This is a genomic window from Fusicatenibacter sp., from assembly GCF_050872605.1.
Lineage (GTDB): Bacteria > Bacillota > Clostridia > Lachnospirales > Lachnospiraceae > Fusicatenibacter.
Window position 1 is genome coordinate 1 of sequence record NZ_JBNMHD010000009.1, and the last position, 14,982, is coordinate 14,982.

Annotated in this window: 12 protein-coding genes; 2 read left to right on the plus strand and 10 right to left on the minus strand. The window is 49.1% G+C overall.

All coding sequences use genetic code 11. The features are described from left to right. On the plus strand, positions 1 to 204 hold a 204-nt coding region (locus ACY2VT_RS04465; RefSeq protein WP_461879045.1), incomplete at its 5' end, for a hypothetical protein. 14 nt (positions 205 to 218) lie between these two features. Here the strand turns inward: ACY2VT_RS04465 and ACY2VT_RS04470 are convergent. After that, a complete protein-coding gene (locus ACY2VT_RS04470; RefSeq protein ID WP_461879093.1) occupies positions 219 to 1,094 on the minus strand; it encodes a phosphoribosylaminoimidazolesuccinocarboxamide synthase in 876 nt (291 codons plus the stop codon). 206 nt (positions 1,095 to 1,300) lie between these two features. Further along, positions 1,301 to 4,408 (minus strand): glycoside hydrolase family 2 TIM barrel-domain containing protein, encoded by a 3,108-nt coding sequence (locus ACY2VT_RS04475; RefSeq protein WP_461879046.1) that lies wholly within the window; start codon positions 4,406 to 4,408, stop codon positions 1,301 to 1,303. 225 nt (positions 4,409 to 4,633) lie between these two features. Between ACY2VT_RS04475 and ACY2VT_RS04480 the strand changes: the two genes are divergently transcribed. Beyond that, the gene (locus ACY2VT_RS04480) at positions 4,634 to 5,503 is read left to right on the plus strand and encodes an AraC family transcriptional regulator (protein WP_461879047.1); all 870 of its coding nucleotides are present in this window, start codon (positions 4,634 to 4,636) and stop codon (positions 5,501 to 5,503) included. On the opposite strand, the gene ACY2VT_RS04485 is transcribed toward ACY2VT_RS04480, so the two are convergent. The 8 genes from ACY2VT_RS04485 to ACY2VT_RS04520 all read right to left on the minus strand — a co-directional run bounded on the left by ACY2VT_RS04485 (position 5,489) and on the right by ACY2VT_RS04520 (position 14,980). Further along, complete coding sequence (locus tag ACY2VT_RS04485; protein ID WP_461879048.1) at positions 5,489 to 6,025, minus strand: nitroreductase family protein; 537 nt, start codon at positions 6,023 to 6,025, stop codon at positions 5,489 to 5,491. The genes ACY2VT_RS04480 and ACY2VT_RS04485 overlap by 15 nt on opposite strands. A gap of 20 nt (positions 6,026 to 6,045) precedes the next feature. After that, positions 6,046 to 6,582 carry a DUF3877 family protein gene (locus tag ACY2VT_RS04490; protein ID WP_461879049.1) on the minus strand — a complete coding sequence of 179 codons (537 nt, stop codon included), beginning with the start codon at positions 6,580 to 6,582 and terminating at the stop codon, positions 6,046 to 6,048. Positions 6,583 to 6,778: 196 nt separating this feature from the next. Next, a complete protein-coding gene (locus ACY2VT_RS04495) occupies positions 6,779 to 10,294 on the minus strand; it encodes a penicillin-binding Tp47 domain C-containing protein (RefSeq protein WP_461879050.1) in 3,516 nt (1,171 codons plus the stop codon). Between the two features lie 283 nt (positions 10,295 to 10,577). Then, positions 10,578 to 11,102 carry a Gx transporter family protein gene (locus ACY2VT_RS04500; protein ID WP_461879051.1) on the minus strand — a complete coding sequence of 175 codons (525 nt, stop codon included), beginning with the start codon at positions 11,100 to 11,102 and terminating at the stop codon, positions 10,578 to 10,580. A 31-nt stretch (positions 11,103 to 11,133) separates the two neighbouring features. After that, positions 11,134 to 11,517, minus strand: coding sequence for a NusG domain II-containing protein (locus ACY2VT_RS04505; protein ID WP_461879052.1), 384 nt, complete (start codon positions 11,515 to 11,517; stop codon positions 11,134 to 11,136). 21 nt (positions 11,518 to 11,538) lie between these two features. Beyond that, positions 11,539 to 12,411 carry a 4Fe-4S binding protein gene (locus tag ACY2VT_RS04510; protein WP_461879053.1) on the minus strand — a complete coding sequence of 291 codons (873 nt, stop codon included), beginning with the start codon at positions 12,409 to 12,411 and terminating at the stop codon, positions 11,539 to 11,541. Between the two features lies 1 nt (position 12,412). Continuing rightward, the gene (locus ACY2VT_RS04515; RefSeq protein ID WP_461879054.1) at positions 12,413 to 12,901 is read right to left on the minus strand and encodes an FMN-binding protein; all 489 of its coding nucleotides are present in this window, start codon (positions 12,899 to 12,901) and stop codon (positions 12,413 to 12,415) included. 12 nt (positions 12,902 to 12,913) lie between these two features. Continuing rightward, positions 12,914 to 14,980, minus strand: a complete 2,067-nt coding sequence (locus ACY2VT_RS04520; RefSeq protein WP_461879055.1) for an FMN-binding protein — start codon at positions 14,978 to 14,980, stop codon at positions 12,914 to 12,916. Between the last annotated feature and the right edge of the window lie 2 nt (positions 14,981 to 14,982).

Here is a 14,982-nt window from a genome sequence, read left to right on the forward strand (position 1 = left end):
AATTATACAATAAAAGGTGTCCTTTTTGGTTGTTTATCCAGAAAAAACAGTGATTTTTCTTTCAATAAGGGAATTCCCCATTCTGCTGGATGCGCTCTCGGCAAAACGGGGATATTATTTTCTAAAAGCGAAATCTCTGTCTTCCGATATTATCACAAACTGCGCAAAAACAGGAGGCAGAATCTGCCTCCTGTAGCTTTTTAACACTATGATATTCTTTATGCCAGCGGTTTTCCAGTCAGCATCTCGTATGCCTGAAGGTATTTCTCAATGGTCTTGTCCACGATTTCCTGCGGCAGGGTCCAGTCGTGGTTTCCGTCGTTGGCTTTGAGCCAGTCGCGGGCGAACTGTTTGTCGAAGGACGGCTGGCCATGGCCTGGCTCGTAGCCGTCGGCCGGCCAGAAGCGGGAGCTGTCCGGAGTCAGCATCTCATCGCCGATGACGATGTTTCCGTTTTCATCGAGACCAAACTCAAATTTGGTGTCTGCGATGATGATACCTTTGCTTAATGCGTAATCGGCGCATTTTTTATACAGAGCGATGGTGTAGTCGCGGAGCTTTTTGGCATATTCTTCTCCTTTTCCCGGAAAGTATTTTTCCAGGTGCGCGATGCTCTGCTCATAAGAGATATTTTCGTCATGATCCCCGATTTCAGCCTTGGTGGACGGGGTGTAGATTGGCTCAGGGAGCTTGTCGGACTCTTTTAATCCTTCCGGGAGCTCGATGCCGCATACTTTTCCGGTCTTCTGATAGCTTGCCCAGCCGCTTCCGGTGATATATCCGCGGACGATGCACTCCAGCGGAAGCATCTCCAGTTTACGGCACATCATGCTGTTTCCGTCAAATTTTTCCTGCTGGAAGAATTCCGGCATGTCTTTTACGTCTACAGAGATCATGTGATTCGGAAGGATGTCCTCGGTCAGGTCAAACCAGAATTTGGACATCTGCGTCAGAACGGTACCCTTTTTTGTTACTACATTGTTCAGAATAACATCGAAGCAGCTGATGCGGTCGGTTGCTACCATGATCAGGCTGTCGCCGTTATCATAAATCTCGCGTACCTTACCCTCTTTGATTGGCTTTAATTCTTTCATCATGAATACCTCTTCTTTTCGTATTGGATTGTGAGCGGAATCTCATCGAGGACGGTGAAATTCCTTTGACACTTTTACCCTACACCACTCCTTATAAATTGTCAAGCATTTATTACCGTGACTACTAAATAAAATTCGTCAAAAAGCGGGCGGTTCCCCACCTTTTTATGGAAAAGCCGCCCGTTGTATCTGTTTTTATACAATTTTTATGCGAAATGGAACCGGAAGGTATAGCTGTATCTTCCCTTGCATACACGGTACTCCGGATGAATGTTCTTCGTCCAGCCGGTATCTCCGCCAAGGCCTGCGTGAGCCGCATCCAGCATCAGCCAGGTGCCTGTCGTCTCTTTCGGAAGTTCCTCCTCATATGCAGCTTTCCGATATTCTTCCATAGAATACGGCAGGGCACTGAAATGGAAGTCATCGCCGCCTACCACCTGAACGGTATGGGTTCCGTCAGAAAGAACAGCAAATCTTGTGTCCTCATGACCGCCGCACTCACACGGTACCACGAACGGAACGTGCTGTTCTGCCACAGTCGAAGTGTAAAGACCCGTCAGTGCTGCATCTTTTCGGTCAGCATACGTCTCCCACGGTCCTTTTCCGTACCAGGTCAGCTTATCGAATGCTGCCGGAAGGCGGAAGGACTGGCCGACTCTTGCGATTGTCTCAAGACCGCTGTTGTTTACCACCTCATTTTTCAGCTCCATGCCTTCACTGCCGATGCGGTACAGGGTATGAACGGTAAAGAGTACGGCGTTGTCCGGCTCTGCTGCATAAGAAGACTGTACTTCGAGTAGAACCTGATTTCCTGCACTGACAGCAGATATGGTCTGTACTTCTTTTTTCAGGCGGTCCAGACCCTCTGCACGCCAGATATCATCGTAATCGCTCTCATGGGTTCCCTCATCAATACCGGTTGCCGCGCGGTAGAACTCGTCTTTTCCGCCGGTCATAAAGGAAACACCCTTTGCCTGATACTCGGTGAATTCTCCAGTCTTTTTATCAAAGACAATTTTAGTCTCCTCGCCGGTGATGACAACCTGATTCTCGTCTTCTGCCATGGTCAGCGGTTTCTCTGCTATCGCTTTTTCCTCTGCAAGATAAACACCTGTGGTAACCGGAATCTGACGGCGGTATACGTCTGTTCCAGCCGGTGCATAGAACGTATCGCTGGCAAGTTCAATGTAATAATTTACATACGCCTCACCGTGCAGCTCCTCCGGAAGCTCCGGCATCGGAAGCGGCTCTGTCGTTCCTGCGGCGGTGTGGAATGCAGGATAGGTGCCTTCCGCGATCTTTTCGCCGTTCTGTACGATCTCATAGCGCACCTGCAGATGGGAGAGATCGAGGGTATGATAGCGGTTTGCCAGCACCCATGCCGTCTCACCGGTATATGGATTGCGTACCTGCTCGATCGTAACCGGAGACTGGCCGTTTCTTACCTCATATGCGCCCGGTTTATAGGAAAGATCTGCAAAGACAACGCCGTTCAGACACATATCCGGAACCGGATCGGTCACATCCTCGCCGAACGCTCCGCCGTAGCCGTATTTGATGCTTCCGTCCTCTTTGTGGATGGCAATCGCTTTGTCTGCAAAATCCCAGATAAAACCGCCCTGGAAACGTGGGTATTTGTTGACGTAGTCCCAGAATTCCTTGAAGTTTCCGTTGCTGTTGCTCTTTGCATACGCGTACTCGCACATGATGAACGGACGGAGATCGGAATCATCTGCCATCACATCCTCGAGCCAGCTCATGGTCGGATACATCGGGCAGATGACATCGGAAATGTTTCCTTTCGGGTTGCCGGACTCATACTGAACGTATCTTGTCTTGTCGTACTCGCGGATCCAGCCGTGCATGGCAGCGTGGTTTGCGCCTGCACCGGACTCATTGCCAAGAGACCACAGAACGATCGACGGATGGTTCTTGTCGCGCAGTACCATGCGGGTTGCTCTCTCCAGATAAGCGGCTGTCCACTCTGCAGATGCACTGAGCTGTCCGCCGTAGCCGTGTGTCTCAAGGTTTGTCTCATCGACAAGATAGATACCGAGTTCATCGCACAGATCGTACCATTTCACGGAATTTGGATAATGACTGGTACGAACGGCATTGAAATTCAGTCGTTTCATCACAGCGATCTCTTTGCGCATCTGCTCCTCGGAAACGGTACGTCCCGTCTCTGCGCAGAAATCATGACGGTCGACACCTCGGATCACAAGGCGCTTGCCGTTCAGCGTCAGAATACCGCGGCTGTTGATCTCCACCTGACGGAAACCGACTTTACAGCTCTCGATGTCAACGGTTTCGTTCTCTTTGTTCTGCAGTTCAACAACCAGAGTGTAAAGATTCGGAGTCTCTGCAGTCCACAGTGCCGGGTTCTCTACCGGAGCAGTTACAGTTGCAATGAACTTCGGCATCAGATAAAAGCCGCACTCCGCGAACGGTTTGGAAACCATCTCGGTTACTTTGTTCTGCTCCGCATCGTACAGTGTCACTTTTGCATGGTATTCGCCGTACAGCGGTTTGGAATTATCCGGCCAGATCGTAACGGAAAGGGTGGCTTTTGTGTAATCCGGATGGGTAAACAGCGTCTCTGCCTTGTAGTCCAGCATGTGCTGCATCGGTTTCGATACGAGGCGGACATCGCGGTAGATACCGGACAGATGCCAGTAATCCTGATCCTCGAGATACGTACCGTCACAATAGCGCATGACCTGTACCGCGAGGGTATTTGTTCCTTCTTTCACATACTCTGTGATATCGAACTCCGCGTTTACCTTGCTGTCCTGGGAATAGCCGACCTGTTTTCCGTTGACCCAGAGATAGAAGCAGGACTCGACACCTGCAAAATCGATGAGAAGCTGTCTGCCGATATAGTCTGCCGGAACTTCAAATGTTCTGAAATAACAGCCCGTCAGGTTTTTCTCCGGTACGTACGGTGCATTCAGCTCATAGTTACCTTCGGTAATTTCAATTTCAAATGCTTCACCGTTTTCGCCGCGTTTGAAGGGATACAGCATATTGGTGTAAACCGGTTTTCCATAGCCCTGCAGCTCCCAGTTGGACGGCACCGGAATCGTATCCCAATCTGCGTGATCAAACGTTTCCTCATAAAATGCTTCTGCATCATCCGGGCACGGATACATTTTGAATTTCCAGTCTCCGTTCAGGTCTGCTACAAAACGGGATGCATTCCGGTCTCCGGCGAGCGCCTGCTCTATGGTCTCATACGCGCCGTATGGTGTATGCATCGGATAACGGTTTTTCTGTGTTACATGCTGATTTTCCCAGTCTCTTGTCTGTTTCATGTTCTTGAAACCCTCCTTACGTTCGCTTTCGCATCTTCCGACTGCCTATCTTCTTTTATCCAGATTGGTGTTCCTTTTTTGCTTTCCTGTGATATAATACATCTGTGGATTTCCAGAAGATTTATGCAGTTACCTTATGATTTAGTATAAAACACTGCACGTGGATGAGAAATAGTTGATCTGGTGTTTCTTTTATCCAAAATGGGAAAGTAAAGGAGAAGGCGTATGATACCGGAATATCTGCTTGCAAAAATCAAAAAGAGCGATGTCATCTATCGCTGTATTGGAAATGAAATGAAAAACGGGATTCTGGCATGCGGTTTTATGCGGAAAGAAACGGCGGACCGCTCCCAGTACCATTTTTCGAATGAATATTACAGCTGTTTTGTGCTGCTGCGCGGGAACGGAGAATATATTGCCGAGGACGGCACCTCCTATCCGCTGCAGACGGGAAGTCTGGTCCAGCGTCTGCCAGGCGTGCCGCATTCCACACGCGTTGATCCAGACGGGAAATGGCTGGAATTTTTTATCTCGATTGGGAAGCCGTTTTTTGAATCGTTCTGCTCGCTTTCTGTGCTAAACCGCGAGCCGGTGTTAAAAACGGAGCTGCTTCCCGGTGATCTCGAGCGGTATCAGAAACTTCTGCAGTCGCTGAAGGCCACACCGGACAGTCTGCTTCCTTTACAGATTCCGGAGCTGCAGACGGAGATTCTCCGGATGTACGGTTACCATGCGCACCGGGTAAACCTGCAGCGTGACCCGATCGAGGCCGCCTGCGATGCACTCTCCCAGAATCTTGACGGGGAGATTTCTCTTGAGGAACTCGCTCAGTCACTTCAGATCGGTTATGAGACGTTTCGAAAAATATTTAAAAAACAGACCGGCGTCTCTCCTGCACGGTACCGCACCGGGAAGAAAATGGAGCAGGCCCGTATTCTTCTCGAGGGCGGCGTACCGATGAAGGAAATTGCCGGTCTGGTAGGATATGGCGATGTCTATGCATTCAGCAAACAGTTCTCCCGTTTTTTCGGATTCCCGCCTGGAAAGTACCGTTCGCGTTTTCAGTCGGATACGGCTGATTTAGAACAGTTTTAAAATATCATCTACCGTTTTGCGTTTTGGCTTATCCGGGTTGATCGCGCGGTAGCCGACAGCGATGACAGCACCGAGGAGTTCCGTTTCCGGAATGGAAAGCGCTTCGCGGATGGCTTTCTCATTGCGGATACCCATGATCAGGGTGTCGAGGCCGAGTTCTCTTGCGCGCAGGATGAAGTTTTCATCGTGAAGACCAAGATCATAGTAGCCCCAGCCATTTCCAACCTCATTGTCCGGGGTTCCGTCCTGCATAAAGCCGGAACGGTCTTTGACGAAGGTCGTCACTACGAGAACGGCTCCTTTGGAGCTTTTCTGATTGAATTCCGGCAGACATTTTGCGGAAAATTCTTCGACTTTCTCCGGTGTTACAAGGGCATAGTACCGTGTTGTCTGTGAGTTTTTCCAGGACGGAGCCTGAATGGCTGCCTGTACGATCTCCTGGATCTGCTCTGCGGTTACGTGTTTCTCCGGATCAAATGCGCGGATGCTTCTTCTTTCTTCCAGCAGTTTTGTAAATTCCATGATGTATGTCCTCCTTTTTCTTATAAGGCCTCGTAATCTTCCCGTGAAAAACGGTGGTACGTCAGGCCGAATTCATTTTCTTCGACACAGTAACAGTATTCATCTACAGACGGGTCTGCAAAAGAAAATACATGGCCCATCTCATGCTCCTCGGATGCGTTTTCTTCCACGGTAGTATGCATTTTCTCTGCATAGGAAGAAAAGCAGTCCCGAACCTGCTCCATTGTGTTTCCAGGCATTGTGATCACCTGCAGAAGGTTCTGTAAGAGCTCCGGGACAGGAATCTCGCGTTCAATATAGGAACAGCCTTCCTCCGGGATTTCCACGCAGTAACGGTCTTTGATTGCTGATATTGCAAGAGCGCCAAGACGTGGCTGTACTTCCTTGCAGAATGCCGCAAGTGCGCTGTCCAGATCTTCTGTTTCGTTTAAAGAGAGGGAACGGCGCAGGGATTCCGCCGGGTAGTAGAGCTTCATCGTACCGCCCTCATAGCCGATCTTCACCTGCCATTCCCGAATCGTATCAGTAATATGTTTTTCCAACAGTTCTGCTGTCATATTTTTTTCAGTCACCTCCATTATGCTGCATATGCGAAAAGCACAGTATTATCATCGCACGAATCGTCCTCTGTTTCAAGAAAAAATTTCTGTTTTTATCCAGAGAAACCCACAGACCCCTTCAATCCAGATTTTCTGGCGGAGGGGTCTGTGGATTCTTATGATCAGAAGAATTTCTCAGTCATTTCATTCTGGATTACTCTTCATCTTCGTTTTTCTTTCTGCCGCGGAGTTTAAGTCCAAGTCCGCCGGCGCCAAGAGATGCAACGGCCATGCTTACCCATCCCCAGATGTTGGTTACATCACCAGTCTTTGCATTATCACTCTTCTTGGAAGTAGATGTATTGGATACATTGCTGCTTGCAAGCGGAGTCGAAGTTGCTTTCGGCGTGCTGGCCGGGGTCTTGGTCGGCTGTGCCGCAGGTGTTGTAGTCGGAGCAGTCGTCGGCGTTGTAGTCGGCGTTGTTGTAGGCGTGGTGGTTGGAGTAACAGTTGGAATCTCAGTTGGTGTTACGGTCGGAGTTTCCGTTGGGGTAACAGTCGGAGTCTCGGTAGGTGTTACAGTTGGGGTTTCCGTCGGGGTAACAGTCGGAGTCTCAGTCGGTGTTACGGTTGGGGTTTCTGTAGGAGCCGGGGTTGGCGTATCTGTTGCTGCTTTTACAAGTGCTTCAATAGCTGCATTCAGATGCTCGGCTGCCTCATCGACCGCTGCCTGCGTATGTTTTGCTTCCAGTTCTTCTTTCGCTTCGGAAAGCTCGGTCTGCATGCTTGCCCAGGATTCTGCGGTGTAATCAGCCTCATTCAGTGCCTCTGCTTTTGCAATCGCTGCTTCCAGAGCTTCCGTACTCTGTACCGGATCATCTTTTACAATGTTCTCATTGGTTGCCTGGAATTTGTAGGTTACATCTGCATAACCAAGTGCATGCATGGTGATCGTCCAGTATCCGGTTCCGTCAGTTCCTTCCGGAAGCTGGCAGCGTACCGAATCGGTCAGTCCGAGCTGGATTCCCATAGATTTGTGCATCCAGTTATCTGCGGCAAATTTCGTTCCGAAGGTGCGGAGTGCATTGGTATAGGTATCATCATTTCCATAGTAGGTCCAGGTTACACTCTGCATATTAGCGCCAAGGTCACCATAATCCTTATTCAGGTCTACACGAAGGAACTCGCCGAAGGAACCGTTTGCTTCCTGAACGGTCAGGCCAGCATCTTCTGCTGATGGAGCTGTCTTCAGTGCCTGATCTTTGATTCCGGATTCACTTCCAACTGTTCTTGCAGAGAAGGAGAAGCTTCCATCTTCGTTTTTCACTGCCGTTTTCAGTCCGTTGGTGTTCTCTGTTACATTAGCAACAAGGCCGGTGTAGCCGCTCAGTTTACCCTCGGAGAAACCGCCATTCAAAATTCCGCCGTTTTCTACAACTGCATATTTCTGGCAGAATGCTTCATAATCATCCTCAGCTACTTTAACTGGAACGTATTTCAATCCGTATACTTCATAATGATCGATATCTTTTGCATCATAGGTTACTGTCTGGCCGTTTGTCAGAACTACCGTTGTTCTGTCCGTGTAGTAAGCTACTTTGTACTGGGTGCCGTCTTTCATAAAGATAGTAGCATTGCACTGATAGCTTCCTCTGTGGAGACCATGGTTTGTAGTTGCACGGGTTACGGTATCAAATGCACCTTTATCATACTCGCCTTTCGCATCTACTTCTTTAGATTCCTCCGTACTTCCTGCCTCATATACGCCCTCATTTGCCCAGTACTCACTCCAGGAAAGACCTGCATATACGTATTTGTAAGTAATCTCTTTCTTTACAAGTGCTTCAATGGCTGCATTCAGATGCTGTGCTGCTTCATCCACTGCTGCCTGGGTATGTTTTGCTTCCAGCTCTTCTTTTGCCTCAGCCAGCTCGACCTGCATATTTGCCCAGCTCTCTGCGGTGTAATCAGCCTCATTCAGTGCCTCTGCTTTTGCGATAGCTGCTTCCAGAGCTTCTGTACTCTGTACCGGATCCTCTTTTACAATGTTCTCATCGGTTGCCTGGAATTTGTAAGTTACATCTGCATAACCAAGTGCATGCATGGTGATCGTCCAGTATCCGGTTCCGTCAGTTCCTTCCGGGAGCTGGCAGCGTACCGAATCGATCAGACCCAGCTGAATTCCCATGGATTTGTGCATCCAGTTATCTGCGGCGAATTTCGTTCCGAAGGTGCGGAGTGCATTCGTATAAGTTGCATCATTTCCATAGTAGGTCCAGGTTACACTCTGCATATTAGCACCAAGGTCACCATAGTCCTTATTCAGGTCTACACGAAGGAATTCACCAAAGGAACCATTTGCTTCCTGTACCGTCAGGCCTGCATCTTCTGCGGATGGAGCAGTCTTCAGAGCCTGATCTTTGATTCCGGATTCGCTTCCAGTTGTTCTTGCAGAAAAAGAGAAACTTCCGTCTGCATTCTTTGTTGCAGTTTTCAGTCCATTCGTATTCTCTGTTACATCTGCAACAAGACCAGTATATCCGCTCAGTTTGCCCTCAGAGAATCCACCATTTAAAGTTCCGCCATTTTCTACCACAGCATATTTCTGGCAGAATGCTTCATAATCTTCGGATGCTACTTTGACGGGAACATATTTCAGTCCATATACTTCATAATGATCAATATCAGCTGCATTATAAGTTACAGTCTCACCATTCGTCAGAACTACCGTTGTTCTATCGGTGTAATAAGAAACCTGATACTGCGTACCGTCTTTCATAAAGATGGTGGCATTGCACTGATAGCTTCCTCTGTGAAGTCCGTGGTTCGTCGTTGCACGCGTTACAGTATCGAAAGCGCCTTTATCATACTCGCCTTTGGCATCAACAACGCTGGAGCTTGTGGTATCTCCGGCCTGATATACGCCTTCTGCTGCCCAGTACTCTGACCAGGAAAGGCCTGCATACACATATTTGTATTCATCCTCTGCAGGTGTTGTGGTAGGCGTTGCCGTTGGGGCTGCTGTAGGAGCAGCTGTAGGAGTCGCCGTTGGGATCGACGCTTTCACAAGCGCTTTTACTGCCGTGTTCAATGCGTCTGCTGCGGTATCAACAGCCGTCTGAGACTCTTTTGCAGAAAGAGCCGCCTTTGCTGCGGTAAGTGCGGTCTGAACAGCTTTCCAGGAATCTGCGGTATAATCAGTCTCTTTTAATGCTTCAGCAGATGCGATTGCTTTTTCAAGAACTGCAGTATCTACGACAGCTGGAGTTGGAGTTGTCGTTTTGGCTGCTGCAAGAGCTGCTGTTTTTACTGCTGTAGAGGTTCTGGTTGCACCGGATACGGTATCCCAGCTTTCGATATTCGCAACAGTTGCATCTTTTCCCTGTAACTGTGCAATAATACCATTAGCTTTTTTGGTGCCGTTTAAGGCTTTGTTAAAATATGATCCATTTTCAGTTGCAACGTAGCCGCTTCCAGGTGTAACGGAAACATCTGTAAATTTTCCGTCTGCAACGGTCAGTTTAACGTTGACGTCATATTCATTCCATTCATTTTCAGCGTCATCGTCTTCTTCCGTTCTCGTAACATGAGCGGTAGACTCATAAGTGCCATCTGCCAGCACGCCGCTTGTGGAATCTGCCAGTACAGTTCCCGGGAGCAGGCTCATGGTCATGGAAGCTGCCATAACGGCGGCTAATGATTTTTTCTGAAGTTCCTTTCTTTTGATCATAACTTCCTCCTTTTTCCTTTTCCACAGTTTTGCAGGAAAAACAGGGGCAAAACTGTTGTTTATTATTATATTAGCTTTTGCTAATTAATAATTGTTTTAACTAACTGTAAATTATATTACTAATCCTAGATCGTTTTGTCTAACTCGCAAGTGGTTATTTTTTCTCAAAAAAGACACAGATTCTCCTTATTGAGTTTTTTTCACTATTTACTTATCTGATTTTTTGAAGTTTGCGGAATGATTTTTGTTTCCACACAGAAACATTTCTGAAGATATGCAGTGTTTACCGCGAAGAACTCTTCCGTCCTTCGCGTTTTACTGCCGAAAGAATGCGGTCCGAAAGGATTCCGATCAGCATTCCGGTGATGACACCGGCCACGAGAAGGGCCGGCAGATAATAGAACAGTTTGCGGTTCTGCACCACGAAAGCCGCCACGCAGATCTGGGCAACATTGTGTGTCACGCCGCCTGCAATGCTTACGCCGGTGATACTAAATCCTTTGATGTGTTTCAGCAGAAGCATCACCAGAAAGCTCAAAAGTCCGCCGGCAAGGCTGTAGAGGATGGACATTCCGTTTCCAAACAGATAGCCCATCAGAAGAATGCGGGCAACGGAAATCATCAGGACTTCCCCTGCCGGAAGGAAAAAGAGGCCGACAACGACAACCAGATTGGCAACGCCAAGTTTGATGCCGGGAACGCCGAGGTTGATCGGGATTAGTACCTCCACGTAACTGAAAATCATGGCAAGTGCCATCAGCATGGCGCATAAGGCAATTTTTCTGCTTGCAGTGCGGCTGTCTCTCATAAGTTCCAATTCCTTTCTTTTGCTGGTGCGTTTATTTCACAATGACATCCGGCGCATCGTCTGTGTCGTCTGATATCGAGCCATCGCTTTCTACCTCCGCCACCAGCTTATGCGGCAGGCACACGATCGTCTCATTCACCCGGGAAATCGTACCCTGTCTTTTGCAGTAGCCGTCCGGGCAGTCGGCCTCTTCCATGTGGGCACTTCCATTTTTAATCACGAGGACATTCGTTCCGTGATCTGTCTGAATTCTCACGGTCTGATCCTCTGCGAGCAGATACGTTCCGTAAACCTCGCCGTCCACCGTGACTTTCATGGTATTTCCATTTTCCGTTTTCGGCAGCCGAAGCGCCAGGGCAAGGATTCCGGCCAGGAGCAAAACGGCGCCTGCCAGAATCAGATCTTTTTTCTTCATACAATTTTCCTTATTCTGAAATTAGATGCCAGCCCATAACAGCAGTGTCAGCAGGAATACCGCACGGAACAGGGTAAACAGGATTTCATTTCCATGAAGTTCCTTTACTCCGCAGCAGATATTGCCTTTCGGACACGTATCAATACATTTCTGACACTGGAAACAGTCGCCGGAAATTTCCATGGAACTGTCGGACGGCAGCTCCACCGCAGACGGACACTGTCTCGTACAGGCGCTGCAGCCGCGGATACAGTTTTCACGTTTCCGGTGCAGGGTGAAAAACGGCAGGATCGGGAGCAGAGAAAAGACAGCTCCCATCGGGCACAGGAAACGGCAGAAAAAGCGTTCCTCAAAAAACATGCCGACCAGGATCAGCAGCAGGAGTACAATTCCCGGAACATAAGAGGAAAGCCGGAAATTTCCTGCATGCAGCATGGAAAAGACATCCCACGGACTCGTTCCTCTGGCTTTCTGATAAACTCCTGCAAAGCAGCAAAGTGCAATCAGAAGCAGAATGCCGTATTTGAACAGTGCCAGTTTTTTTGCTGTTTCCGGTTTGATGCGTCTGGGCTTCTTTTTACGTTTCTTACAGATTATACCATAAATTGCGTGCATTGCATCCCCCAGACTTCCAAAAGCGCATGCAAAACCGCAGAAAAATCTGCCAAAAACAATCGTAAATGCACAGACAAGGAGCAGAGCCGACACAAACGCGGTCATTTCGATTTTCTCGCCCTGTCCCAGCTGCGTAAAAATGTATTTGACTCCGTTAAATGCAGCAGTGAATACCGACGGAAGAAACAGGAAATATAAAAGCTGGATTCCGGCGCGCAGGCAGGAAACGATCTGCTTTCTCTTCTTTGCCGGCAATTTGGATAAGTCTAAATTTTTCATGTTATTTCTCCGCCTTTTCTATTGCTTCCTGCGCCGCATTTTTGATGCCGGTGGAGCTGAAGGTTGCTCCGCTTATCGTATCAACATCGGCGGACTGTGCCTCAAGAATCTTTGGAATGATCGCCTCCGCGTTTGACAGATACGCACTGTCCTCGCCGTCGGCGGATGTGATGGCAAGATCGGTAATCTGGCCGCCCTCTACAGTTACTTCAACTGCAATGGTGCCGCCGAAGCCGTCAGCCTCACCGTCATACGTGCCGTCCACGTACTGCCCTTCTGCTTCTGCTGCTTCATCCGCGCCCGTATCCGCCGTGTTGGATGCAGCTGCGGCGGCCTGCAGGTTTTCCTTCTGCAGCTGGGTCGTCTCAAGCTCTGCCGAAAGCCGTGCGATCTGATCCTCTTTGTCTCTTTTGTCGAGCACCGTGTTGTAGCCGATCAGAACAGCGGCAATGACAGCGATATTCAAAAAACGAACAATCAATTGTCTCATCTGTTTTCCCCTTTATTGCGTTACTTTCGCAGCGTCCAGCGCATTCCGGCATGCCTCAAGAATGGCTTTTGAGGAGCAGGTTGCGCGGGAAACGGTATCAATGTTCTCAAGCGTTCCTGTTTCCAGAATCTGAGCGGAAACGCCTTTGATTTTGGAGGTTCCCTCGGATGCGCGGCGGATGTAGGAGGCATTCTGACTATCTCCGTACCCGGTGATGTTGCTTAATGCTACGATTTTATCGTTTTCAATCGTTACCGTTACGGAAAGCTGATAAGCAGTAAAATCTTCATCTTCATCCGGTTCGCAGACGGCAATCGCTGTGTATTCGCCGTCCTGATAGATCTTTTGTTCCGGAGTTTCCGTCGGCGTTGGGGTTGGCGTCTCAGTTGGCTCCGGGGTTTCGGTCGGGGTTGGAGTTTCCGTCGGTGTCGGAGTTACCGTTGGCGTCGGGGTTGGATTTTTCTTTTCTTCAGTTACGCGTTCTGCCTCTTTTAAAGCTTCCTCGATTGCCGCAAGAATTCCCCTGGAGCTGTAGGTTGCGCCGGAAACAGTGTCAACTTCCAGTGTCTGGTTTTTCACAACGTCCTTTGCCGTCTGTTTTGCGCGTTTTAAGAATGCTTCGTCATCTTCACTCTCGGTCACGAGAATGGCCTTGATCGTCTCATCCTGAATGACAACTGCCGTTGTAATGTCTCCCAGATAGCCCTCACCGGTTCCGTAGTAAATGCCTTCCTCGTATGGGAATTTTCCTTCCGGAACCGCTGTGGTTCCGCCGCTGTTCGTTCCGTTATCCGGAACGGTTTCGCCGTTTGTTGCTTTCTTCGCATTTTCCAGTGCCTGTTTTACTGCGTTCTGGATGCCGCGGGAGCTGTAGGTTGCGCCGGATACGAGATCCACATCGGTTTTCTGTCCGTCTACGATGCGGTCCGCTACGACTTTGGCACGGTTGAAGAATGTCTCGTCATCTTCGTTTTCCAGAATCAGTACCGCTTTGATCGTCTGATCCTGCAGGGCTACCGCCACTTTGATGTCTCCCTGAAAACCGGCGGCTGTGCCGTAATAAATGCCGTCCTTATACGGGAAACTTCCCTTGGATGCGGATGAGTTGTTGCTCTGACTGTTTCCATTGCCGTTGTTCTGGCTGCTGTTTCCATTGTTTGTATTATTCTGGCTGCTTCCATTTGTGCCGGAAGATCCATTCACCGCCGCCTGGCTTAACGCGCTGCGTACGGCTTCGATAATACCGCGGGAGCTGTACGTTGCACCTGAAACGGTATCCACATTGGTGCTCTGTGTCGAGATAATCGTGGAAATCAGGGAAGAAGCGCTGGAAAGATAGCTCGGTGTATCACTGTTTTCCACAATATTAATCGAGGTGATTTTTCCGCCGCTGACAACAACACAGACTTTCATCGTACCGCCAAAGCCCGTTCCGCTTCCGTAATACGTTCCGTCCCGGTATGCGGCCGGTTCTTCGATTTTCGATACGGTAACACTTCCGCCGGAAGATGCAGCGCCTATCGCACCAGATGCAGATGCCGGTTCTGAGGTATCTGTCTGACCGGTCAGTGCATTTTTTACGGCCGCCAGGATTCCTTTAGAACTGAAGGTTGCACCGGATACCGTGTCCACATCCACACTTTGGGATGCGATGATGCGGTCAATGACACCCTTGGCACGGTTCAGGAAGGCTGCGTCCTCACCCGGAGCACTGACAATCGAGATAGACTGAATGGTTTTGTCCTTTAATACCACAGATACGGTAATTGTTCCGCCAAAACCAATTCCGCTTCCCTCATACGTTCCGTCTGCCAGTTCAAAACTGCCGGAGCCGACTGCCGCAGCAGTTTCTGCTTCGGTATCAGTTGTCTTCTTTTTCGTATCCTCTTTCTTTTTATTGTCGTCTTTCTTTTCCGCTGTATCGGTATCCCGTCCCGGCTCCGGTGTCACCAGTGCCTCCGGCTGCTCTACGGCATAAACCGGTGCAGTATATCCATTCAGCGAAATGCCCGCGCAGGCCGCTACAATAACCGCTGCAAGAGCCGGTGCAAATGCTGTCAGTTTTTTCCATTTTCCCATGG

Excerpts from the sequence above, each read along its gene's own strand:
- ACY2VT_RS04470 (WP_461879093.1), bottom strand. The coding sequence starts at position 1,094 with ATGAAAGAATTAAAGCCAATCAAAGAGGGTAAGGTACGCGAGATTTAT.
- ACY2VT_RS04475 (WP_461879046.1), bottom strand. The coding sequence starts at position 4,408 with ATGAAACAGACAAGAGACTGGGAAAATCAGCATGTAACACAGAAAAAC.
- ACY2VT_RS04480 (WP_461879047.1), top strand. The coding sequence starts at position 4,634 with ATGATACCGGAATATCTGCTTGCAAAAATCAAAAAGAGCGATGTCATC.
- ACY2VT_RS04485 (WP_461879048.1), bottom strand. The coding sequence starts at position 6,025 with ATGGAATTTACAAAACTGCTGGAAGAAAGAAGAAGCATCCGCGCATTT.
- ACY2VT_RS04490 (WP_461879049.1), bottom strand. The coding sequence starts at position 6,582 with ATGACAGCAGAACTGTTGGAAAAACATATTACTGATACGATTCGGGAA.
- ACY2VT_RS04495 (WP_461879050.1), bottom strand. The coding sequence starts at position 10,294 with ATGATCAAAAGAAAGGAACTTCAGAAAAAATCATTAGCCGCCGTTATG.
- ACY2VT_RS04500 (WP_461879051.1), bottom strand. The coding sequence starts at position 11,102 with ATGAGAGACAGCCGCACTGCAAGCAGAAAAATTGCCTTATGCGCCATG.
- ACY2VT_RS04505 (WP_461879052.1), bottom strand. The coding sequence starts at position 11,517 with ATGAAGAAAAAAGATCTGATTCTGGCAGGCGCCGTTTTGCTCCTGGCC.
- ACY2VT_RS04510 (WP_461879053.1), bottom strand. The coding sequence starts at position 12,411 with ATGAAAAATTTAGACTTATCCAAATTGCCGGCAAAGAAGAGAAAGCAG.
- ACY2VT_RS04515 (WP_461879054.1), bottom strand. The coding sequence starts at position 12,901 with ATGAGACAATTGATTGTTCGTTTTTTGAATATCGCTGTCATTGCCGCT.
- ACY2VT_RS04520 (WP_461879055.1), bottom strand. The coding sequence starts at position 14,980 with ATGGGAAAATGGAAAAAACTGACAGCATTTGCACCGGCTCTTGCAGCG.